This window comes from Nocardioides silvaticus (assembly GCF_003160695.1).
GTDB classification, from domain to species: domain Bacteria; phylum Actinomycetota; class Actinomycetes; order Propionibacteriales; family Nocardioidaceae; genus Nocardioides; species Nocardioides silvaticus.
The window spans coordinates 1-22,246 of the sequence record NZ_QGDD01000015.1 but is presented as its reverse complement, the minus strand read 5'-3'; the positions used below and the strand labels follow the sequence as shown (position 1 = coordinate 22,246).

Annotated in this window: 21 protein-coding genes; 12 read left to right on the top strand and 9 right to left on the bottom strand. The window is 71.4% G+C overall.

Annotation, left to right across the window (positions count from 1 at the left end):
- Positions 1-153: 153 nt before the first annotated feature.
- From DJ010_RS21590 to DJ010_RS21575, 4 genes are read right to left on the bottom strand one after another with little or no spacing between them, the layout of a single operon-like run.
- A complete protein-coding gene (locus DJ010_RS21590; protein WP_158283091.1) occupies positions 154-690 on the bottom strand; it encodes a GNAT family N-acetyltransferase in 537 nt (178 codons plus the stop codon).
- The gene (locus tag DJ010_RS21585) at positions 687-2,957 is read right to left on the bottom strand and encodes a GNAT family N-acetyltransferase (RefSeq protein WP_109697525.1); all 2,271 of its coding nucleotides are present in this window, start codon (positions 2,955-2,957) and stop codon (positions 687-689) included. Before DJ010_RS21585 ends, DJ010_RS21590 begins: the two co-directional genes overlap by 4 nt.
- Positions 2,954-4,252, bottom strand: coding sequence for a lysine N(6)-hydroxylase/L-ornithine N(5)-oxygenase family protein (locus tag DJ010_RS21580; protein WP_109697524.1), 1,299 nt, complete (start codon positions 4,250-4,252; stop codon positions 2,954-2,956). The genes DJ010_RS21585 and DJ010_RS21580 overlap by 4 nt, the downstream gene beginning before the upstream one ends.
- Complete coding sequence (locus DJ010_RS21575; RefSeq protein ID WP_109697523.1) at positions 4,249-5,715, bottom strand: pyridoxal phosphate-dependent decarboxylase family protein; 1,467 nt, start codon at positions 5,713-5,715, stop codon at positions 4,249-4,251. The genes DJ010_RS21580 and DJ010_RS21575 overlap by 4 nt, the downstream gene beginning before the upstream one ends.
- A 234-nt stretch (positions 5,716-5,949) precedes the next feature.
- Between DJ010_RS21575 and DJ010_RS21570 the strand changes: the two genes are divergently transcribed.
- The 3 genes from DJ010_RS21570 (at position 5,950) to acs (ending at position 10,025) form a co-directional block, all read left to right on the top strand.
- Positions 5,950-6,327, top strand: coding sequence for a DUF485 domain-containing protein (locus DJ010_RS21570; RefSeq protein ID WP_109697522.1), 378 nt, complete (start codon positions 5,950-5,952; stop codon positions 6,325-6,327).
- The gene (locus DJ010_RS21565; protein WP_109697521.1) at positions 6,324-7,928 is read left to right on the top strand and encodes a monocarboxylic acid transporter; all 1,605 of its coding nucleotides are present in this window, start codon (positions 6,324-6,326) and stop codon (positions 7,926-7,928) included. The genes DJ010_RS21570 and DJ010_RS21565 overlap by 4 nt, the downstream gene beginning before the upstream one ends.
- 117 nt (positions 7,929-8,045) lie before the next feature.
- A complete protein-coding gene (gene acs / locus DJ010_RS21560) occupies positions 8,046-10,025 on the top strand; it encodes an acetate--CoA ligase (protein WP_109697520.1) in 1,980 nt (659 codons plus the stop codon).
- A gap of 130 nt (positions 10,026-10,155) precedes the next feature.
- Here acs and DJ010_RS21555 read toward each other — a convergent pair whose 3' ends face one another.
- Entirely contained in the window at positions 10,156-10,602 is a 447-nt protein-coding gene (locus tag DJ010_RS21555; protein WP_109697519.1) for a hypothetical protein, read from the bottom strand.
- A 74-nt stretch (positions 10,603-10,676) separates the two neighbouring features.
- On the opposite strand from DJ010_RS21555, the gene DJ010_RS21550 reads away from it, so the two are divergent.
- Together DJ010_RS21550 and DJ010_RS21545 are read left to right on the top strand one after the other, a co-directional pair.
- Positions 10,677-11,189, top strand: a complete 513-nt coding sequence (locus DJ010_RS21550) for a sigma-70 family RNA polymerase sigma factor (RefSeq protein ID WP_109697518.1) — start codon at positions 10,677-10,679, stop codon at positions 11,187-11,189.
- Positions 11,186-11,881, top strand: coding sequence for an anti-sigma factor family protein (locus DJ010_RS21545; protein ID WP_109697517.1), 696 nt, complete (start codon positions 11,186-11,188; stop codon positions 11,879-11,881). Before DJ010_RS21550 ends, DJ010_RS21545 begins: the two co-directional genes overlap by 4 nt.
- On the opposite strand, the gene DJ010_RS21540 is transcribed toward DJ010_RS21545, so the two are convergent.
- Positions 11,871-14,045, bottom strand: a complete 2,175-nt coding sequence (locus DJ010_RS21540) for a CDP-alcohol phosphatidyltransferase family protein (RefSeq protein WP_146207436.1) — start codon at positions 14,043-14,045, stop codon at positions 11,871-11,873. The two genes, DJ010_RS21545 and DJ010_RS21540, sit on opposite strands and share 11 nt — an antisense overlap.
- Before the next feature lie 81 nt (positions 14,046-14,126).
- On the opposite strand from DJ010_RS21540, the gene DJ010_RS21535 reads away from it, so the two are divergent.
- The 5 genes from DJ010_RS21535 to DJ010_RS21515 are packed head-to-tail and all read left to right on the top strand — an operon-like array spanning position 14,127 to position 18,078.
- Entirely contained in the window at positions 14,127-15,128 is a 1,002-nt protein-coding gene (locus tag DJ010_RS21535) for a zinc-dependent alcohol dehydrogenase (RefSeq protein WP_109697516.1), read from the top strand.
- Positions 15,125-15,526 carry a 6-pyruvoyl trahydropterin synthase family protein gene (locus DJ010_RS21530; RefSeq protein WP_245927803.1) on the top strand — a complete coding sequence of 134 codons (402 nt, stop codon included), beginning with the start codon at positions 15,125-15,127 and terminating at the stop codon, positions 15,524-15,526. Before DJ010_RS21535 ends, DJ010_RS21530 begins: the two co-directional genes overlap by 4 nt.
- Positions 15,523-16,536, top strand: coding sequence for a glycosyltransferase family 4 protein (locus DJ010_RS21525; RefSeq protein WP_109697515.1), 1,014 nt, complete (start codon positions 15,523-15,525; stop codon positions 16,534-16,536). Before DJ010_RS21530 ends, DJ010_RS21525 begins: the two co-directional genes overlap by 4 nt.
- The gene (locus DJ010_RS21520) at positions 16,533-17,393 is read left to right on the top strand and encodes a lysylphosphatidylglycerol synthase transmembrane domain-containing protein (protein ID WP_245927802.1); all 861 of its coding nucleotides are present in this window, start codon (positions 16,533-16,535) and stop codon (positions 17,391-17,393) included. Before DJ010_RS21525 ends, DJ010_RS21520 begins: the two co-directional genes overlap by 4 nt.
- Positions 17,386-18,078 (top strand): RibD family protein, encoded by a 693-nt coding sequence (locus DJ010_RS21515; protein ID WP_109697514.1) that lies wholly within the window; start codon positions 17,386-17,388, stop codon positions 18,076-18,078. The genes DJ010_RS21520 and DJ010_RS21515 overlap by 8 nt, the downstream gene beginning before the upstream one ends.
- Here the strand turns inward: DJ010_RS21515 and nhaA are convergent.
- The gene (nhaA, locus tag DJ010_RS21510) at positions 18,048-19,427 is read right to left on the bottom strand and encodes a Na+/H+ antiporter NhaA (RefSeq protein ID WP_211318914.1); all 1,380 of its coding nucleotides are present in this window, start codon (positions 19,425-19,427) and stop codon (positions 18,048-18,050) included. The two genes, DJ010_RS21515 and nhaA, sit on opposite strands and share 31 nt — an antisense overlap.
- Before the next feature lie 121 nt (positions 19,428-19,548).
- On the opposite strand from nhaA, the gene DJ010_RS21505 reads away from it, so the two are divergent.
- Complete coding sequence (locus DJ010_RS21505; protein WP_109697513.1) at positions 19,549-19,953, top strand: phage holin family protein; 405 nt, start codon at positions 19,549-19,551, stop codon at positions 19,951-19,953.
- A 27-nt stretch (positions 19,954-19,980) separates the two neighbouring features.
- Entirely contained in the window at positions 19,981-20,841 is an 861-nt protein-coding gene (locus DJ010_RS21500; RefSeq protein WP_109697512.1) for a fructosamine kinase family protein, read from the top strand.
- 23 nt (positions 20,842-20,864) lie between these two features.
- Here the strand turns inward: DJ010_RS21500 and DJ010_RS21495 are convergent, their stop codons facing one another.
- Together DJ010_RS21495 and DJ010_RS22205 are read right to left on the bottom strand one after the other, a co-directional pair.
- Positions 20,865-21,314: a hypothetical protein gene (locus tag DJ010_RS21495; RefSeq protein WP_109697511.1), complete on the bottom strand. Its 450-nt coding sequence runs from the start codon at positions 21,312-21,314 to the stop codon at positions 20,865-20,867.
- Between the two features lie 664 nt (positions 21,315-21,978).
- Positions 21,979-22,246: HNH endonuclease signature motif containing protein (locus tag DJ010_RS22205; protein WP_170124677.1), on the bottom strand; the 268-nt coding region annotated here is incomplete at its 5' end.

The window sequence follows — 22,246 nt, the reverse complement described above, 5'->3', positions numbered from 1 at the left end:
GCCATGAAGGCCTCCCTTGGAGTGTGGTCCTAGACAGCTCCACTCCACATCGGGGAGGCCTTCACCTATCTACGGCTCGCCGTACCCGATCGAACAACGTGCCTGGACATCACACCTAGCGGCTCGGGCTACACGACGACCGACAGTCGAGGGCTACTCGACGGCCGGCGCGTCGGCCAACGAGGTGACGGGGAGGAAGTAGAACTGGGCGGGCTTCTGGCTGATGCTCGTGCGGAGGTCGACGAGGGGGCCGCGAACCGCGCCGATGCGCTCCATCATGGCGAGGGAGGCGGTGTTGCGGGCGTCGGGCTCGAAGACCAGGCGCGCACATCCCGGCAGCGACGCGACGAAGGCGAGGCCGGTGGCGATGATGTCGTCGGTCCGGCCACGGCGGGCGGGGTCGTCGGAGAGCAGCAGGTGGATGCCGACGTCGCCGGGCAGGCGGTCGTAGAACCGGCCGATCTCGTCGACCTCGGGGTCGTAGGTCTGGAGCAGGCCGACGGGGGTGTCGTCGACGACGAACAGGTAGGCGGCGAGGTGCTCCTGCTCGTCGATGTAGGTGTAGACCTCCCGCACCCGCTCGACGTCGCAGTCGCCCATGCCCCAGAAGAGGGCGCGGTCCTGGGTCACCCACGCATGCAGCACCGCGGCATCCGCGGCAGGGTCGACCGGGCGGATCGCGACGGTCACGACGCGGCCACCGGGTTGCGGAGGGTGCCGGCGAACATCAGCGACTCCGCCTGGTCGGTGAGGTCGACCATCTGCAGCGTGTTGCGGAGCTGGAGCCGGTTGAGGCAGCTGTGCCGGAACCGCGGCCGCAACAGGTCGTACGACGCCGCCGCGTCGGCCAGCTCCGGGTGGTCGGCCACGTGCTCCTCGATCGTGGCGCGCACCAGGCCCCAGAACGCGTCGGTGCCGAGCACCCCGTCCTCGGCGAGGATCGCAGCGACGAACCTCAGCACCCCGTCGAAGACGTCGGTGTGGATCGCGAGCGCCTTGACGTCGTCGGGGAAGTCGCCGCGGATCCGCTCGACCTCGGGCGGCAGCGGCATCCGGTCGGCATCCGTCATCACCGCGACCTCCTCGCCGATGTCCTTCATGAACGCCCGCACCGGCACGTGGTCCTCCATCACCAGCACGAGGTTCTCCCCGTGCGGCATGAAAGCGAGGTCGTAGGCGTAGAGACAGTGCACGAGCGGCCGCAGGTAGGCACGCAGGTAGCTGCGCACCCACGCCTCCGCATCGAGCGGCGACGCCTTGATCAGCGCGGTGACCAGTGCATCGCCGTCGGCGTCGCGGTGCAGAAGCGCGGCCATCGTCATCGGGCGTTCGCCGGCGGCCAGCCGCGGGACCGGGCTCTCGCGCCACAGCGCCGCGATCATCTTGCGGTACGGCGACGGCGCGGCCAGCCGGTGGAAGGCGTCGCCGGTGTAGCCGATCGCCGCGAGCTCCCGGAGCACGGTGAAGCCACAGGCCTGCAGCTCGGCATCGGCCTCCACGGTCGCGGCGACCCAGTCGTTGATCGCGGGCGTCGCCTCCATGTAGGCCGGCGAGAGCCCGCGCAGGAACCCCATGTTCTGGATGGCGAGCGCGGTCTTCACGTAGTGCTGCTCGGGCCGGCTCACGTTGAAGAAGGTGCGGATCGACTGCTGCGGCCGGTGCTCGTCCTCGCCCACGCCGAGGTGCACGAGGTCGCGCCGCGCCACGTCGGGCGCGAACGTCACGGCCAGCTTGTTGACCCACTGCCACGGGTGGACCGGCAGGTACAGGTAGTCGCCGGGGTCCCGGCCGAGCGAGCGCAGCCGCCGCTCAAAACGCTCCCGTGCCTGCGGCGCGAGCTCACCGTCGTACAGCGCGGGCTCGCTCTGTCCCGCGCCCAGCGACAGCCGGGTCGCGGTGCGCCGCGCGGCCAGCCAGGTCAGGCGCACCGGCTCGCCGGTTTCGGGCGCGAACGCCGTGTAGTCGTCGAGGCCGAAGCCGATCCTCCCGTTGTTGGCGACGAACGCCGGGTGCCCCTCGGTCATCGCGGCCTCGACCGCCTGGTAGTCCGCGTCGACCAGCTCGGCGACCGGCACCCGGCGGTGCCGCAGCTTCCACGTCGCGGCGGCCAGCGTCGACGCGATCTCCTCGAGGTAGGTCGGCAGCAGCCGGTCCGGGATCCCCAGCACCGGGGCCAGCTCTGCGACGAAGCGCTGCGCGTCCGGCGGCGGCGTGATCGAGGCGGGATCGACCACCCAGTGCTCGAGCGGGTAGGTCCGCGCACTGAAGGAGTACGACGAGTCGCCGGCCTGCAACGTCCACCAGCCCGGGCGCGCCGGGTCGGGCTCGGGCGCGACCAGCCGCTCGTGGGCGTACTCCCCGATCGCCTTGGCCACGAGATGCCGGTGCGCGCGGTCCATGAGCGCGGGCGTCAGGTGCGGTGCGGCATCGCCGCGCGCCTGCTCCCAGTCCTCGCGCGTGCAGACCGACAGCATGGCGGTCTTGCCGGGCAGCGGGACCTCGCGGAGCTCGACGAATCCCGCGGCCACGTTCTTGCGCCGGATCGCCTCGTTGCGCGCGTCCGGCTCGACGACGACCCGCCGCACCGACGGATCGGCGAAGCAGTGGGCCATCACGGCGCCGAAGACCTGGTCGGTGAAGCCCGGGAGGGGGTCGCCGTCCGGTGGCGCCACGAGCACGTGCATCCCGAGGTCGCCTGACTGCAGCTCGGGCAGGTCCGCGAGCGGCGAGCGGGAGGGGTCGTAGGTCTCGGCGAGGAACGCGGGCCGGCCGTCGGCGCGGCCGAGGAACGCGTGGTGATGGGGGTTCGCGTCGATGTCGCCGTACTCGCGCCGCACGTCCTCCACGGTGGCGTCCCGCATCATCCAGTAGACCGAGCGCGGGTGGGTCACCCAGGCGTGCAGCAGGGAGACGACCGCCGCGTCGCGGGCGTCGAGCGGTTCGATGGTGAGCCTCATCCGACGGACTCCAGCCGGCGCAGGTGGTCGGGCACGCCGAAGGTCTGCACGGCGATCCGCTTCTCGATCGGGTAGACCTCACGGCCCAGCAGGGCGGCGATGATCACGGAGTTGCGGTAGGCACCCATGCCGAGGTCGGGCGCGAGCAGCGAGTGGGTGTGCTCCTCCGCGTTCTGCACGAAGACCTCACCGCCGGAGACGTCGACGGAGTAGTCGGCTGCGACGTCGTAACGGCCCTTCTCGTCGAACCGCAGCCGGTCGCGGATGCCGTCGAGGAAGGCCGGAGCAGTGGGGGCGTAGCCGGTCGCGAGCACCAGGCCGTCGGTGCGGAGGTCGAACGCCTCGCCGGTCTCGAGGTGGAACAGCTCGAGTTCGTGGCCGCCGCCGGTGCTGCGCGCCCCGCGCACCTCGGTGTTGGTGAGGAGCGTCGTGCGCGGGCCGTCGCCGGTCACCCGCTGCTGGTAGTGCAGGTCGAAGATCGCGTCGACGAGGTCGCCGCTGATGCCCTTGAACAGGTGCCGCTGCTCGCGCGCCAGCCGGTCGCGGGTGTCGATCGGCAGGGCGCGGTGGTAGGCGCCGTACTCCGGCGACGTCATCTCCAGCGTCAGCTTGGTGTACTCCATCGGGAAGAACCGCGGGCTGCGCGTCAGCCACACCAGCTCGTAGCCGTGCGCGGGTGCGTCACTCAGCAGGTCGAGGTAGATCTCCGCCGCGCTTTGGCCGCTGCCGACGATCGTGATCGTCCGCTGCTGCTGGAGGGATGCCTTGTGCGCGAGGTAGTCGGCGGAATGGACGCCGGCGCCGCGAAGCGGTTCCGGGATCCGCGGCGAGGTGCCGATGCCGACGACCAGGCGCCTGCTGAGGAAGGTGTCACCGGTCGCCGTCCGGGTGACGTACGACGACCCGTCGTGCTCGACACCCACCACCCGTTGCCCGAACCGGACGGTGTCGAGCCGCTCGGCGGACCAGCGGCAGTAGTCGTCGTACTCCCGGCGGAGCGGGTAGAAGCTCTCGCGGATGTAGAACGGGTAGAGGTTGCCCTGCTGCTTGAGGTAGTTGAGGAACGACCAGCGCGAGGTCGGGTCGGCCATCGTCACCAGGTCGGCGAGGAACGGGACCTGGAGGGTCGCGTCGTCGAGCAGCATCCCCGGGTGCCAGTCCCAGCGGTCGCGCGCCTCGAGGAAGACGCCGTCGAGGCCGTCGCCTCCGTCGGCGGCGCGGAGCGGATCGGTCAGGCAGGCCAGGCCGAGGTTGAAGGGACCCAGTCCGACAGCAACGAAGTCGTGGACGGTCATCGGACGGCCTCGAGGGTCTCGACAGGCTCGACCACCGACGTCGGCTCGACCAACGCAGCGCCGGTCTCCCGCACCAGGTCGACGATCCCGACGATGTCGGCGACGGTGGCGAGCGGGTTGAGCAGGGTCAGCTTGAGGTACTGGCGGCCGTCGACCTTGGTGGCGGCGACCATCGCCCGGCCGGAGGAGTAGAGGTCGGCACGGATCCGGGTGTTGAGCGCGGCGAGTGCCGGCTCGTCCAGCCCCGGCGGCGCGTAGCGGAGGACGAGCGTGCTCAGCTCTGGCCTCGCAGCGAGCTCGAGGTCGGGCTCGTTGCTCACGGCTGTGTAGACCTCGCGGGCGAGGTCGACCACCGCGTCGACGTAGCCACCGATCACGTCGGGCCCCATCACCCGCAGCGTGAGCCAGAGCTTCAGCGCGTCGAAGCGGCGCGTGGTCTGCAGGCTCTTGTCGACCTGGTTCGGCGAGGTCCCGCCCCTCGGGTTGAGGTAGTCGGCGTGCCAGGTCACCGGCGCCAGCAGCGCGGCGTCGCGGACCAGCAGAGCGCTGGAGGACACCGGCTGGAAGAACGTCTTGTGGTAGTCGACGGTCACCGAGTCGGCGCGGTCGATGCCGTCGAGCCGGTGCCGGTGGCGCGGGGAGACGAGCAGGCCGCCGCCGTACGCCGCGTCGACGTGCAGCCAGGTGTCGTAGGCCCGTGCCAGGTCGGCGATCTCTGGGAGCGGGTCGATCGCGCCGAAGTCCGTGGTGCCGGCGGTCGCGACGATCGCCATCGGGCGCAGGCCGAGCGCGGTGCACGCGGCGAGGGACCGGTCGAGCGCGACCGGGTCCATGCGGTGCCGCTCGTCGGTCGGCACGCAGACGACGCTGTCCTCGCCGAGGCCCATCAGCCGGGCCGACTTATGCACCGAGAAGTGGCTCTCGGCGGACGCGAGGATCCGCAGCCGCTCGAGCGGCTCGCGCGACAGCCGGCCACGCGCGAGCGCCAGCGCCTGCAAGTTCGACTGCGACCCGCCGCTGGTGAAGACGCCGTCGGCCGACGGCCCGAAGCCGATCCGCCGTGCGGTCCACTCGACGAGGTGCCGCTCGACGAAGGTGCCGCCGACGCTCTGGTCGAAGGTGTCCATCGAGCTGTTGACCGAGGCGATGAAGAGCTCCGCGAGGAGGGCCGGTACGACGACCGGGCAGTTCAGGTGCGCGGCGTACGACGGCTCGTGGAACCAGACCGCGTCGTCGAGCCAGACGCGCGAGAGCTCGGCGAGCGCCGCCGCGGTGTCGGCGAGCGGGGTGTCGAGGTCGACGGCCTCCACGCGCGCGGCCGCCTCCGGGACGCCTGCGCCCGTGGCGGGACCGTCCACCCGCTGCAGGGTGCCGACCAGGTGCTCGAGGCCGGCGCCGATGGTGGCCGCGAAGTGCTCGGCGTTGGCGGGATGGAAGACGTGGTGCAGCGGGGGCGGGTACACGGCCTGACAACTCCTCGAGAACGGTAGTAAGGCGAGCCTTACCTTACTGACGCACGAACGAATGTCACGCCCGCGGTCACGTGCCCTGGGTCACACGAACGACCGCTCGTCGCGTCGGACCGACCGCTCATCGACGCACTGACCCCGCCTGCCGCTCGATCCGACCGGACGTCTCCCGAGCGGGTATCGCCCGCTCCTAGCGTCGTGTGACGACCACCACACACAGGAGGCATCGTGTCGACCACCAACCAGTCGGGAGAGGCGGGGCAGGTGCACCAGCGCTCCGACCACCCGATCTACGCCGAGCTCCAACAGACTCCCGAGTTCGCGGAGCTGCGTCGCAAGTTCCGCGCTTTCGTCTTCCCCGCCACGGTCGCCTTCATGACCTGGTACCTGCTCTACGTCGTCATGTCGAACTGGGCGACCGACTTCATGAGCACGACGGTCGTCGGCAACATCAACATCGCCCTCGTCTTCGGGGTCCTCCAGTTCGTCTCGACGTTCCTCATCGCCTGGCTCTACGGCCGCTACATGAACGACCGGGTCGACCCGATCGCGCGCGACCTCAACGCCCGCTACGACGAGCGGCTCCGCAGCGAGGTGCCGCGATGAGCTCCGAGACTCTGTCGACGATCCTGTTCCTCGTCGTCGTCGCGGTCACCATCGGGATCACCTTCTGGGCCAGCCGCAACACCAAGTCAGCGGCTGACTACTACGCAGGCGGCCGCAACTTCAGCGGCTTCCAGAACGGCTTGGCCATCTCCGGCGACTACATGAGCGCCGCGTCGTTCCTCGGGATCTCGGGTGCTATCGCGCTGTCCGGGTACGACGGCTTCCTCTACTCCATCGGGTTCCTCGTCGCTTGGCTGATCGCGCTGCTGCTCGTGGCCGAGCTGCTGCGGAACTCGGGCCGCTACACGATGGCCGACCAGCTCGCCTACCGGATGCGGCAGCGTCCGGTGCGCACCGCTGCTGCCACCTCGACCGTCGTGGTCTCGATCTTCTACTTGCTGGCCCAGATGGTCGGTGCGGGCGCGCTCGTCACGTTGCTGCTCGGCATCGAGGGTGAGTGGGCGATCCGGCTCACCATCATCGCCGTCGGCCTGCTGATGATCTTCTACGTCGTCGTCGGCGGCATGAAGGGCACCACCTGGGTGCAGATCGTGAAGGCCGTGCTGCTGATGACCGGCACCGTGCTCATCACCGTCCTCGTGCTGGCGAAGTTCGACTTCAACATCAGCGACATGCTCGGGGCCGCGGCCAGCAACTCCGGCAAGGGCGACGCCTTCCTGGAGCCGGGCCTCAAGTACGGCATCGACCTGACGAGCCGCCTCGACTTCCTGTCGCTCGGCCTGGCGCTGGTCCTCGGCACCGCCGGGTTGCCGCACATCCTGATCCGGTTCTACACGGTGCCGACCGCGCGAGACGCACGTACCTCGGTCAATTGGGCGATCGGGCTCATCGGCTCGTTCTACCTGATGACCCTGGTCCTCGGCTTCGGTGCCGCCGCACTGCTCGACGTCGGACCGACCGGCGACGTGGCCACCAGCGGCGGCAACCTGGCTTCACCACTGCTCGCCGAGGAGGTTGGCGGCGGCGCCGGGTCCAACGGCGGCGCGATCCTGCTCGCGTTCATCGCAGCGGTGGCGTTCGCGACGATCCTCGCCGTGGTGGCGGGGCTGACTCTGACCTCTGCGTCCTCGGTCGCGCACGACCTCTACGCCAACGTGATCAAGAAGGGGAGAGCCACCGAGCAGGACGAGGTCAAGGTGGCGCGGTTTGCGGCGTTCGGGATCGGTGGTGTGGCCATCGTGCTCTCGATCTTCGCGCAGGACCTGAACATCGCGTTCCTGGTCGCGCTCGCGTTCGCGGTCGCGGCCTCCGGCAACCTGCCGGCCCTGGTGCTGAACCTCTTCTGGAAGCGGTTCAACACCCGCGGTGCGACCTGGGCCATCTACGGAGGACTCATCACCTGCGTCGGCCTGGTGTTCTTCTCCCCCACCGTGTCGGGCCCGACGGGCGTCTTCTGGACCTCCGTCGACTTCTCGTGGTTCCCGCTGGCCAACCCCGGCATCATCTCGATCCCGGCCGGCTTCCTGTTCGGGATCCTCGGCACGCTGACCTCGCGTGAGCCCGCTGCGGAGGAGGCCTACACCGAGCTCGAGGTGCGCGCGCTGACCGGCGCGGGTGCCGAGCAGGCCGTGCAGCACTAGTTCGAACCACTCGGGGGACCGCGGGGCCGGTGCGCGTTGCGCGCCGGCCCCGTGACCCACCCACACCCGCGGTCCTAATGTGGGGACCGCCACCCGACGACACCAGGAGACAGACCCGTGACCGACTCATCGTCGAGCGAGACCCTCGCCAACCTGTCCACCGAGGAGCGACGGTTCGAGCCGCCCGCCGACCTCGCGGCGGAGGCGAACGTGACGGCCGACGCCTACGACGACGCCGCCAAGGACCGGCTGGCCTTCTGGGCCGAGCAGGCCGACCGGCTGTCGTGGACCCAGAAGTGGGACACGGTCCTCGACGACTCGAACCCGCCGTTCTTCAAGTGGTTCACGGGCGGCAGGCTCAACGCGTCGTACAACTGCGTCGACCGGCACGTCGAGGCCGGCAGGGGCGACAAGGTGGCGTTCCACTGGGTGGGCGAGCCGGTCGAGGACAAGCGCGACATCACCTACGCCGAGCTCAAGGACGAGGTGTGCAGGGCGGCGAACGCGCTGACCGACCTCGGCGTGCAGGCCGGCGACCGGGTGGCGATCTACATGCCGATGATCCCGGAGGCGATCGTCGCGATGCTCGCGTGCGCCCGGATCGGCGCTCCGCACACGGTGGTCTTCGGCGGCTTCTCGGCCGACGCCCTGGCGTCCCGCATCGACGACTGCCAGGCCAAGGTCGTCATCACCTCCGACGGCGGCTACCGCCGCGGCGCGCCGTCGGCGCTCAAGCCCGCGGTCGACGAGGCACGCACGAAGACCGACCTGGTCGAGAAGGTCCTGGTGGTGCGGCGCACGGGCCAGGACGTGGAGTGGGACGACGACACCGACGTGTGGTGGCACGACGTCGTCGACACGGCGTCGACCGAGCACACGCCCGAGGGCTTCGACGCCGAGCATCCGCTCTACGTGATGTACACGTCCGGGTCGACCGGCAAGCCGAAGGGCATCCTGCACACGACGGGCGGCTACCTCACGGGAGCGTCGTACACGCACCATGCGGTCTTCGACCTCAAGCCCGAGACCGACGTCTACTGGTGCACCGCCGACATCGGCTGGGTCACCGGCCACAGCTACATCGTCTACGGACCGCTGGCCAACGGTGTCACCCAGGTGCTCTACGAGGGCACCCCCGACAGCCCGGAGCGCGGCCGCTGGTGGCAGATCATCGAGCAGTACGGCGTCACGATCTTCTACACCGCCCCCACCGCGATCCGGTCCTTCATGAAGCAGGGCAGCGAGGTGCCGGACCGCTCCGACATGTCGTCGTTGCGGATCCTCGGCTCGGTCGGCGAGCCGATCAACCCCGAGGCCTACGTCTGGTACCGCCACGTCATCGGGGGCGACCGCACCCCGGTCGTCGACACCTGGTGGCAGACCGAGACCGGCGCGATCATGATCAGCCCGCTGCCGGGCGTGACCGCCGGCAAGCCCGGCTCTGCGATGAAGGCGATCCCCGGCATCGACGCCGACGTGGTCGACGACAAGGGCGCGTCGGTGCCCAACGGGTCGGGCGGCTACCTGGTCGTCACCTCCCCGTGGCCCTCGATGCTGCGCACCCTGTGGGGCGACGACGACCGCTACGTCGACACCTACTGGAAGATGTTCAAGGACCTCGGCTACTACTTCGCCGGCGACGGCGCCAAGAAGGACGCCGACGGCGACATCTGGGTGCTCGGCCGGGTCGACGACGTCATGAACGTCTCCGGCCACCGGCTCTCGACCACCGAGATCGAGTCGGCCCTCGTGTCGCACCCGAAGGTCGCCGAGGCCGCTGTCGTGGGCGCGAAGGACGAGGACACCGGCCAGGCCGTGTGTGCCTTCGTCATCCTCCGCGAGGAGGCCGGCGACGGCGGCGAGGACATCGTCCAGGAGCTGCGCCAGCACGTGCGCAAGGAGATCGGCCCGATCGCGACACCGCGGCAGGTGATGATCGTGCCCGAGCTGCCGAAGACCCGATCGGGCAAGATCATGCGTCGCCTGCTGCGCGACGTCGCCGAGCACCGCGAGGTCGGCGACGTGACCACGCTGGCCGACGGCTCGGTGATGGACCTGATCTCCAAGGGGATGAGCTCCGGGAAGGGCGACGACTGACGACTGAGCGTCTCGATACGCCCTCGCGCCAGCGCGCTCGGGCTACTCGACGACCGAAGGCGGGCTACTCGACGACCGAAGGCGGGCTACTCGACGACCGAAGGCGGGCTGCTCGACGACCGAAGGCGGGCTACTCCGCGACGTAGGGCGCGCGGAGGTAGGCGATGACGGGGGTCCCGTTCGTCCCGACGGACGGGACCTTCGCGGTCCGCTCGTCGACGCCGACGATGATCACCCAGCCGCGGTCGCACACGGTGAGGCCGATGCCGAGGACCGGTCCGGACTCGGGGTCGAGGTAGGCCTCGGCGATCTCGTCCTTGTCCTCGATCGCGGGCGCCTTGGCCCGCTTGCCCCGGATCCCCTTGTCGACCAGGGCGTCGCACGCCTCCTGGAAGCTCTCGTGCACGAACGCCGGCCGAACCTTCGGGGTCGGCGCCGGCTCCGGGTCGGACCCGCCGCTGTCGCGGTCCTGGAGGAAGAGGAAGCCGGCGAAGGCGGCGAGCAGCACGACGGCTCCGACCACCGCCACCAGCACGGCGACCTCCTGGGACCGCCGCGACCCTGCGCGCTCCGCCACGGGCCACCACCTCTCGCGTGCTGCCACACTGAACCACAACGGACGCTCCTGCGTAGGTCAGGGCAGGAGGTGTGATGCCGGAGAGTCTGGCCGAGGCGATGCGCCAGCTGCACGACGAGCACGCCGGCGCGCTGTGGGCGTTCTGCCTGCACCTGACGGGCAACGACCGGGCGCGGGCGGAGGACGTCGCGCAGGAGACGCTGCTGCGGGCGTGGCGGCACGCGACCGTGCTCGAGGAGTCCCGCGGGTCGGTGCGGTCGTGGCTGTTCACGGTCGCGCGCAACATCGTCATCGACGAGTGGCGCTCGCAGCGCAACCGCAAGGAGGTCCCGGTCGAGGACCTCACCGACCTGTCCGGCGCCGAGGACCGCACCGACGACCTCCTGCTGTCCTGGGTGGTCGCGGAGGCGCTCACCCAGCTGTCGAGCGAGCACCGGGCGGTGCTGCTCGAGTGCTACTACCGCGGCCGGTCGGTCGCGGACGCCGCCCGGCGGCTCGGGGTCCCGGAGGGCACCGTGAAGTCGCGCACGCACTACGCCCTGCGTGCGCTCAAGCTGTCGTTGGAGGAGCTGGGGGTGGGTCGATGAGCTGCGGTTTCGAGACGCTCGACGCGGCCTACGTGCTGGGGTCGCTGGCTCCGGCGGAGCGGGCGGAGTACGAGCGGCACCTGCGCACCTGCGACGCCTGCGCCACCGCGGTCCGCGAGCTCGCCGGGCTGCCCGGCCTGCTCGGTCGCGTGCGTGCCGAGGTGCTGGAGGACCCGGTGGTCCCGCAGCCGGTCCCCGAGACGCTGCTGCCCGGCCTGGTCGCTGCTGCCGAGAAGCACCAGCGGCGCCGGACGTTCCGTACGGCGCTGCTCGCCGCCGCCGCGGTCGCCGTCATTGCGGCCGGCTCCGCCGTAGTCGCCGGCTCGCTCGCTGACGACGACGACCCACCGGTCTCCTCGCCCGACCCGTCGGTCGTCGACACCACCGCGCCGCCGGAACGGATGGAGCCGGTCGGCCGCGGCAACACCTCCGACGGCTGGGTGTCGTTGACGCCGCTGGCGAACGGCGGCACCCGGGTCAACCTGACCTGCACCTATCGCAGCGACTACGGCGGGGCGCACGACTACGAGCTCGTCACCTACGCCCGCAACGGCGAGAAGGAGATCAAGACGTTCTCAGCGGTGACCGGCGCGGAGGAGGGGGTGAAGGACTACGTCGCGTTCGACATCGACGACATCGAGAAGGTGGTCGTCGAAGGCGGCTACGGTCCGGTCCTGCTGCTCAACCGCTGACGTCGCTGAACGCGGCGAGCAGGCGGTCCCGCACGTCGGACATCGGCCAGACCGGCGCGTCAGCGGGCGGCAGCAGGCCGGGTGCCCAGTCCCAGTCGGCGATCCGTCGGACGACCTCGTCGTCCTGGCTGATGACGGTGATCGGGACGTCGCGGCCCGCGTCCTCTCCGCTCACCCACGACCAAGGCTCGTGGTCGCCGAGCACGACGAGCACCCGGTCGGGGTCGGGGTAGGTCTCGAGGAAGGACACGAGGGTCTCCCAGGAGTACTGGATCGAGCGGCCGTAGAGCTCCTGCGCCCGCTCGGGGTCGGCCTCCTGGTCGACCGGTTCGGCGTCCTCGGTGGTGCCGTTGAAGACCGACCCGTCGCCGACCTCGTCCCACGGCACCAGCGGCGGGGGCGGCGACCACGGGTGGTGGCTGGAGACCAGGTCGACCTCGGCGAACACCGGGTCGCGGGCGCCGGGGGTGAGCTCCTCGCGACGGAGGTGCTCGAGCGTGTACTGGTCCGGCACCGGCGCGTAGCCGAACTGCGGCCCGTCGTAGCCGACGTTGGTGGAGTCGTAGAGGTGGTCGACGTCGTAGAGCTGCTCGCCCTCCGGCCACGGCTCGGTGTTGGCGGGGACGGTGAAGACGGTCCGCCAGCCGGCGCGACCGAACGCGGTGGCGAGCGTGAGCCGGTCGCTGTCGAGGAGCTGGCCGTAGCGGCGCTCGCTGTCGACCCACAGCCCGGACTGGGTGGTGGCGTGCGCGAGCCAGCTGGCGGCGCCGTACGTCGGCGAGGTCACGTAGCCGCTCCGCGTCCGGTAGCCCGCGGCCGACAGGCGGCGGGTGCCGTCGAGGAGGGCGTCGGCCACGCCCGATGAGTACGACGAACCGCGGGTCGCGCTGCGTCCGTAGCTCTCGACGAAGACGAGCAGCACGTCCCTGCCCCGCAGGCCCTGCAGCAGCTCGTCGGCGGGGACGTCGGCCCACGCGTCCTCGCCGATCTCGTCGGCGAAGGTCTCGCTGTCGGCCAGCCCGGCGCGCACCTGGTCGACGGTGTCGACGGCGAGGTCGGTCGCCCCTGCAGCGGCCACCGGCTCGGCGCCCGCCACGTGCACGCCCGCCGCCGCCGAGACCGTCCAGACCACGCCGAGCACCACCAGGCTCCGGGCCGTCCGGGGCCGGTGGTCGGCCGCCACCCGGGTCACCCGCACCGCTGCGGCGGCCAGCGCCACGACCACCAGCGCGACGAGCAGCACCGCGCCGACGGCGGCCGACCGGGCCGCCGGATCGCCGATCGAGTCGCCGAGCACCCCGACGCCGGAGGAGAAGTAGCCCCAGTCGCCGAGCGGGTCGAACGGGCGGTCGAGCACCGCGTCGAAGCCGGCGTTCACGACCCGGAGGACGACGAGCACGCCGGCGAGTGCGCCGAAGCCGATCGCACCGACCAGCCGTAGCCGGGCCGGCAGCACCAACGCGACGGCGACCAGGACCAGCCCCTCGACCGGGATCCGCACCAGGTCGGGCAGGGCGAGGCCGGCGCGGAGATCGGGCAGCACCAGCGCCACCCACAGGCCGGCGAACGCCAGCGGGGTCGTCACCGCCGGTCGCGCCGGTTCCGCGGCCGGCTCGGTCCGGCGGCGCCACAGCGTGCGCACGTCACGGGCGAAGGACTCGACCAGCAGCGCGAAAGCCACCCCCAGCACGACCGGGGTCACGACCAGCGGCAGCAGGCCCGAGGCCGCGACCGTGAGCGCGACGCCCTGGACGGCCGCGACCACCTTCGCGTCGAAGCGCGGCGGTAACGGCTGGCGCAGCCAGGGCAGGAACCGGGTCGCCGCGACGTAGGCGTAGCGCATCGCACCGATCGCCAGCACCCACCACCCGACGGTCGGCGCGACGTAGACGCTCAGCACGGCGATGAGGAAGGCGTCGGTCTCCATGTCGAAGCGCGCACCCTGCTCGGTCACGGTGCCCGTGCGCCGGGCGACCCAGCCGTCGACGGCGTCGAGGACCAGCGCCACGCCGGCGATCACGACGACGGGACCGACCCGGTCCGGCCCGGCGTACGACGCCACCGTGAGGCCCGCCACGACGACCGCGAGCGCCGCTCTGGTGAGGGTGACCCGGCCCGCGGGCAGCGTGAGGAACGTCAGCCTGCCCGGGTGAACCCGCTCCACGCCACCTCCGTGTCCCTGTTGTGAGGGATACGGTGCCCCAAGCCCGTCAGTTCAGGGAGTCCGGTTCGGAAAGGAGCCCAGGTGCGGGAGGCGCGTGCGTTCTGGCTGACCGAGCCGGGACGCGGTGAGATCCGGAGCGAGGCGCTGCCCGCGCCGGGCCCGGACGAGGTGCTGGTGCGCGCCCTGCGCTCCGGGATCAGCCGCGGCACCGAGGCGCTGGTGTTCCGCGGCGAGGTGCCGCCCGACCAGTACGACGCCATGCGCGCCCCGTTCCAGCAAGGCGACTTTCCCGGTCCGGTGAAGTACGGCTACCTCAGCGTCGGCGTCGTCGAGCAGGGCCCGGAGCGGCTGGCCGGGCGACGCGTGTTCTGCCTGCACCCGCACCAGTCCGCGTACGTCGTGCCGGCGAGCGCGGTCACCCCGCTTCCGCCGTACGTCCCGACCGAGCGGGCGGTCCTGGCCGGCACCGTCGAGACCGCGGTCAACGCCGTGTGGGACGCCGCTCCCCTCGTCGGTGACCGGATCACGGTCGTCGGCGGCGGGATGGTCGGCTGCTGCATCGCCGCGCTGGTCGCGCGGATCCCCGGTGCGCAGGTGACCCTCGTCGACACCGAACCGTCGCGGGAGCACGTGGCCGACACGTTGGGAGCCTCCTTCGCGACGCCCGACGGCGCACGCGGCGGCTGCGACCTGGTCTTCCACGCCAGCGCGACCTCTGCGGGCCTGCAGCGCTCGCTCGAGCTGCTCGGCACCGAGGGCACCGTCCACGACGTCAGCTGGTACGGCGACCGCGCGGTCACCGTGCCGCTCGGCGGCGCGTTCCACTCGGGGCGGCTCTCCATCAGGTCCAGCCAGGTCGGGATGATCGCGCCGTCACGGCGGGGCCGGCGCAGCCACGCGGACCGGCTGCGGCTCGCGATGGAGCTCCTCGAGGACAGCGCTCTCGACGTCCTGCTGACCGGCACGTCGACGCTCGACGAGCTGCCCGGTGTGCTCGCCCGGCTGGCCGACGGGGACCGGACCACGCTCTGCCACTCGATCGACTACTCCGAGGTTCCAGACACCAGCCGGGAGGACGTGTGACGTTCCGGGTGACCGTGCGCGACCACATGATGATCGCCCACAGCTTCCGCGGTGAGGTGTTCGGTCCCGCGCAGCAGCTGCACGGCGCGACGTACGTCGTCGACGCGACGTTCGTCGCCGCCGACGTCGACGCCGACGGAATCGTGGTCGACATCGGTCGGGCCACCGAGCAGCTGCGCGTCGTGCTCGCCGACCTGACCTACCGCAACCTCGACGACGTCGAGGAGCTGAAGGGCGTCAACACCTCGACCGAGGTGCTCGCCCGGTTGGTCGCCGACCGGCTCGCGGACCGTGCGCACCGCGGCGAGCTGGGACGGCCCGCCGACGAGCTCACCGGCATCGAGGTGACACTGCGGGAGTCCCACATCGCCTGGGCGAGCTACACGAGGTCGCTGTGACCCCTTTCCTCGTGCCGGTCGGGATCGACGATCCCGCGCTGCCGAGCGGCGGCAACCGGTACGACCGGCGGGTGATCGACGAGCTGCGGGCGCTCGGGCGGGTGGTGCACGAGCACCGCGTCACGCCGGCTGACGTGCCTGCGCTGCTGGACGAGATCCCGGACAGGACGGTGGTCCTCGTCGACGGGCTGCTCGCGACGCAGGCGCCCGATGTGCTGGTGCCGACGGCGAAGCGGCTCGCGCTCGTCGTCCTGCTCCACATGCCGTTCGCCGAAACCTTCCCGGCGCTGGCGGACGCCGAGCGGGAGGTGCTGACGTCGGCCGCGGGTGTGGTCACGACGAGCAAGTGGGCGCGCAGGTGGGTGGTCGCGCACCACGGGCTCGACCCGGAGCGGGTGACCACCGCGACGCCGGGCGCGGACCCGGCGCGGGCGGCTCACGGATCACGAACGGGTGTCGAGCTGTTGTGCCTCGCCGCGGTGACCCGCGCGAAGGGCCACGACGTGCTGCTCTCGGCGTTGGGCGAGATCGCCGACCTCGACTGGCGCTACACCTGCGCCGGGACCCTCCAGCTCGAGCCGGACTTCGTGGCCGGGCTGCGCGACCTGGCGGCGCGGTCCGGCATCGGCGACCGGGTGCGGTTCACCGGGCCGCTGGGCGGTGCGGATCTCGACGCCGCCCTGTCCGGTGCGGACCTGCTGGTCTCGGCCTCGCGCCACGAGGCCTACGGCATGGGCGTGACCGAGGCGCTGGCGCACGCGGTGCCGGTCGTCGCCTCCGACGTCGGGGGCCACCCCGAGGCCGTCGAGGGTGCCGGGCTGCTGGTGCCGCCGGACGACCCCGACCGGCTCGCGGACGCGCTGCGGACCTGGCTGGAGAGCCCGCGCGACCGACGGCGGCTGCGGCGAGCGGCCGCGGACCGGCGGACGACGCTCGCGCCGTGGCGGACCACCGCCGACCGGATCGCCGCCGCCCTGGACGAGGCGGACGCGCGGGGAGGCCCGCCGTGAGCCCGCGGCAGTGGGCGTGGTTGCGCCCGCTCGCAGGCGTGGCGATCCTCGTCGCACTGGTCGTGCAGCTCGGCGCGGACCCGTTCACCGACGGGCTGCGTCGTACGGACGCGACCGCGGTCGTGGTCGCGCTCGTCGTCACTGCCGGCACCACCTGGTGCTGCGCGTGGCGGTGGAGCCTGCTGTCGGCGCGGCTCGGCGTGGTGGTGCCCGTGCGGACGGCGTTCCGCCGCTACTACCGCTCGCAGCTGCTCAACGCGACGCTCCCCGGCGGGGTGCTCGGCGACGTGCACCGTGGGGTCGAGCACGGCCGGGCCTCGGGCTCGATGCGCCGGGGGGTCGGCTCGGTCGTCGCGGAGCGGGCGGCGGGCCAGCTGGTGCAGGCGGCGATGGCCGCGGCAGCGCTGCCGCTGCTGCCGGGCGGGCTGGGACCTGACGACGGCTGGACCGTGGTGCCGGTCGCCGCAGGACTGGCTGCCGCTGTGGTGCTGGTCGTCGTGCTGGGCTGGCGGGTGGTGGTCGCGTCCGTGCTCGCGTCGGCGGGACACGTGGTGGTCTTCGTCGTCGCGGCGCGGTCGGTCGGGGTGGACGCATCGCTGTCCTCGCTGACCGCGCTGGGCCTGGTCGTGCTGGTCGCGGCCTCGGTGCCGTTGTCGGTGGCGGGCTGGGGACCGCGCGAGGGGGCCGCTGCGTGGCTCTTCGCCGGGGCTGGACTGGGCGCGGCGACGGGACTCAGCGTCGCCGTCGCCTTCGGCGTGGTGTCGTTGGTGGCAACGCTGCCCGGGCTGTTGGTACTGACGGAGCGGCGGGCCGATGTGGGACCGTTGCCGGACCTGGAGGAGGCCGATCGTGGGTGACCGCCCCTACACGTTGCTGAGCTGCAGCATGTCGCTGGACGGCTACCTCGGCGGCGCGACGGACGAGCGGCTGCTGCTCTCCAACGACGCCGACTTCGACCGCATCGACGGGGTCCGCGCCGGGTGTGACGCGATCCTGGTCGGTGCTGCGACCGTCCGGAAGGACAACCCGCGGCTGCTGGTCCGCGAGGAGCGGCGCCGGCACGCGCGGGCGGCCGCGGGTCTGCCCGACTCGCCGGCGAAGGTGACGATCACCGCGCGCGGCGACCTCGATCCCTGCTACCGCTTCTTCACCGCAGGCGAGAGCGAGAAGCTGGTCTACTGCGACTCCGACGCCGTCCCGGTGGCCCGCGAGCGGCTCGGTCCCCTGGCGACCGTGATCGACGCCGGCGGCACGTCGCGGCGGATGCGCAGGGTGGGCGAGGACCTCCACGAGCGCGGGGTCCGGCGGCTGATGGTCGAGGGCGGCGGCACCGTGCACACCCAGTTCCTCACCGCCGGGCTGGCCGACGAGCTGCAGCTGGTCGTGGCGCCGTTCTTCGTGGGCGACTCGCGGGCTCGCCGGTTCGTCGACGACGGGCGGTTCCCCTGGCGCCCCGACCACCGCGCGCGTCTGGTCGAGACGCGCGCGATCGGCGACGTCGTACTGCTCCGTTATGCGTTGTCGGAGCGGTTCGAGGGCTGACGCGTCGACAGCAGCAGCACGAGCACGCCCACCGCCGCGGCCATCACCGAGGCGACCAGGGTCCCGACCTTCGCCGCCTCGGTGAGTGCAGCGTCGCCGGGGAACGACAGGCCGGCGATGAACAGCGACACGGTGAACCCGATCCCGGCGACTGCGCCCACGCCGCCGATCTGGGTCCAGGTGATACCGGCCGGCAGCCGGGCGAGGCCGGCGCGGACCGCGATCAGGCAGGCGAGCAGGATGCCCACCGGCTTGCCGATGACGAGGCCAGCGGCGATGCCCAGGCCCACCGCGTTCGTCGCCGCGTCACCGAACACGCCACCACCGAGGTCGACACCGGCGTTGGCGAGCGCGAAGACGGGGAGCACGACGTACGCCGACAGCGGGTGCAGGTGGTGCTGCAGCCGTTCGACCACGGGCACGGACTCGACGACGAGGAACTGCAGCCGGTGCACCTCGTCGGGGTCGAGGGTGCGGTCCGCCAGCGCCTGCTGTGCGAAGTCGCGCGCGACATCCGGCTTCAGCAGCGCGGACGCCGGCGTCAGCAGTCCGAGCGCGACGCCGGCCAGCGTGGCGTGCACCCCGGACTGGAGCAGGGCGAACCAGACAGCGGTCCCGATGACGAGGTACGCCGGGATGATCCAGATCTTCAGCCGCTGCATGACCATGACGACCACCAGCCCGCCGATCGCCCCGGCGAGCCACCAGAGCTCCAGGTCCGCGGTGTAGAACACCGCGATCACCAGGATCGCTCCGATGTCGTCCACGATCGCGAGGGTGAGCAGGAAGAGCCGGGCCGCCGAGGGGATCCGTCGACCCAGCAGCCCCAGCACGCCGACCGCGAACGCGATGTCGGTGGCCATCGGGATCCCCCACCCGGCACCGGTGTCACCGCCACCCGCGATCGCGACGTAGATCAGGGCGGGCACCGCCATCCCGCCGAAGGCGGCGGCGATCGGCAGCGCGGCCGTGCGGGGGTCGCGGAGGTCGCCGCTGGCCAGCTCGTACTTGATCTCCAGCCCGACGACGAAGAAGAAGATCACCATCAGCGCGTCGTTGACCCAGTGCTGGAGGCTGTCGTCGAGGTGCAACGACCCGATCTCGAGGCTGACGTGGGCGTGCCAGAAGTCGACGTACGACTCCGACCAGGGCGAGTTCGCCCACGCCAGGGCCACGACCGCAGCCAGCAGCAGGAGCAGCGAGCTCGCCGACTCGACCCGGAGGAACTCGCGGAGCGGTCGCGCGACGTAGCGGGCCAGGGCCCGGTCGCTGGCTGAGAGCACCGGCCCGGACCGCCAGAGGTCGTCGGGCTTGCGCGGGGAAGGTGGGCGGGCGGGTGAGTCGGTCACGGCTGCGGGAACCTCGCATCGTCTCGGTCAGGGGTCGCTGGCGTCGTGCCGACCAGACTTCCCGGCTCACCTCCAAGGGATCCTAGTGGTGCGCCCGTGAGCCTTCGGTAGGGTCGCTCACATGGCCGTAGACCAGCTCCGCGAAGAGCCCACGATCGGGCGTCTCGTCAAGGACGCCCAGACCGAGTTCTCCACGATCATGCGCAAGGAGATCCAGCTCGCGAAGTCCGAGCTGAAGGTGAGCGTGACGGCGGGCGGGCTCGGCACCGTCCTGATCCTCGCCGCGCTGTTCTTCCTGGTGCTGTTCGTGATCATCCTCTCGGTCGCGGCCGCCTACTTCATCAACTGGAACGGCAGCGGGCTCAGCCTGCACTGGGCGTTCCTCATCGTGGCCGGCTTCTGGCTGCTGACCGCGGCGATCTGCATCCTGCTCGGGATCAAGAAGTTCAAGAAGGTCAAGGCGCCCGAGCGCGCGATCGAGCAGGGCCGCGAGATCCCGCGCGCCCTCAAGGGGCAGACCTCCTGAGCCTGGGGTCGACGCAGGGACGGTGAGATGACGCGGCAGCCGGCGGTGGCCGGACGGGCGGAGCAGCTGCTCGGCTCGTCGGTGATCTCCACCGCGCCGGTCGCAGGCGGCGACATCTCCACCGCCGTGAAGCTGCGGCTCTCCAGCGGCCGCACCGCGTTCCTCAAGACCCTCACCCAGGCGCCGCCGTCGTTCTTCGAGCGGGAGGCCGCCGGGCTGCGCTGGCTGGCCGAGGTCGAGGACGGCGTCGCCACCCCCGAGGTGCTGGCGGTCGACTCCGACTGCCTGATCCTCGGCTGGGTCGAGACCACCCGCCCCGGGCAGGACGCAGCCGCCGCCTTCGGCCGCGCCCTCGCTCGCACCCACCTCGCCGGCGCCGACGTCTGGGGCGCCGACCACGACGGCTACATCGGCCGGCTCCCGCTGGGCAACCAGCCGCTCCCCACCTGGGCCGAGTTCTACCTGGAGCGCCGGATCACGCCGTACCTCCGCGTCGCCGTCGACAAGAACCTGGTCGCCGCCGACGACGCCGGGGTGATCGAGCGTGCCGCCGCCAGGGTCGCCGAGATCGTTCCCGACGAGCCCGCCGCCCGTCTGCACGGCGACCTCTGGAACGGCAACGTGCTCTGGGGCCAGGAGGACCGCGTCGTCGTCATCGACCCCGCGGCGTACGGCGGTCACCGCGAGGTCGACCTCGCCATGCTGACCCTCTTCGGCCTCCCCCAGCTCCCGCACGTCATGGCCGCCTACGAGGAGGTCGCACCTCTCGCCGACGACTGGCAGGAGCGCCTCGGCATCCACCAGCTCTTCCCGCTCGTCGTCCACGCCTGTCTCTTCGGCGGCGGGTACGGCGCGCGGGCGGCGAAGATCGCGCAGCGGTTCGTCTGACTCTCATCGACGGCCGCGCGCGGCTACCGAGGCGCCGAGAGGAAGATGTCGTGCTTCGCGCACTCAGCAGGGACCGTCACCCTGCCGATCTCGATCGGACCGGATTCGACGTCATCCGACCCGTGCTCGACCGCGAACCCGCCTCCCACGTCGAAGCTCTCGCCCAGCGACACCTCGCCCACACCGGGGATGTCGATGGTGAGCGGCTCCTCGTCGACGAGCTCGGTCCCCTGCGGGAAGACGTACACGTCACCGTCCGCCCCGAGGCACCCGCCGACGACCTCCAGCGTCCCGCCACCGATCGCATCGCTGCCGCCTGACTGGTAGCCGGCGACGAGCACCTTGACGCCACCTCCAGCGTCGATGACCTCTCCTGAGCAGCCGCGGATCCCGAAGAGCACGACCAGTACGAGCACGAGAACGGCGCCGATCACCCACGGTGACCGGCGTCGGACACCTGCGGACACCGACACAGGTGGATCATTGCTTCCTCCGGCCAAGCCGGGGGTCGGCATTGGAGCAACGCGACCAGACCGTTACGCAACTGCGTCGGGCGGCGGAACCGACGCGCCTGTCGAAGCGTCTTCTAGTTGTGGCCGCTGCCCGTCGCCGTTGCCTGCTCGCCCGCGCACTGGTCTTGGTGTCTCTGATCGGTGGGCCGAGCGGGTGCAGCGACGACTCCAAGGGTTCGGCTGACAGCGACATGCCCTCCGAGGCCACAACGGAGTCGATGGGTTCTCACCAGGAGCCAATAAGGACGCCCCGAGCACTCGTGTTCCTGTCGGGCAGAATCGCTTATCCGTCGATCACTCTGACGACTCGGAGTAGGTGTCGGTTCAAGATCGACCAGGTTCGGGCGGTCGACGCGCACACGCTCGAGGTTGTCGGTACGGAGTCGACGAGCCGATGCGGTGCGCGCGTCAGTCGGCAGCGGACGACGGCACGGCTTGACCGCGAGCTTGTGAAAGCATTCGACAAGACGACGGTTCTCGTCGTCACCAGTCGCTCACCTGGCTACTCGATCGAGGCAGACCTCACTATCGGGCTGGCGTAGGCGCGGTCATCCCCGCCGATCGGCGGCTTCGCACCGTTGACGGAAGCGATGAGCGCTCGCGATGCGGTCATCGTTGAGGTCGCCTACGTGCGTCGGTGGAAGCGGATGTCGCCGTTGGGGAGCTTCTCTGCGGTGTGGGTGGGGTCGTGGGCGCGGTGGTGGTGCCAGGAGCAGAGGAGCACGCCGCGGTCGAGGTCGGTGTTGCCGCCGTTGGCCCAGGGGTCGAGGTGGTGGGCTTCGCACCAGCCGGCGGGGATGGTGCAGCCCTCGGCTCGGCAGTGCTGGTCGCGCCAGCGCATGGCTTTGCGTTGGGCGGGTGAGAACAGTCGGCGGGTGCGGCCGAGGTCGAGG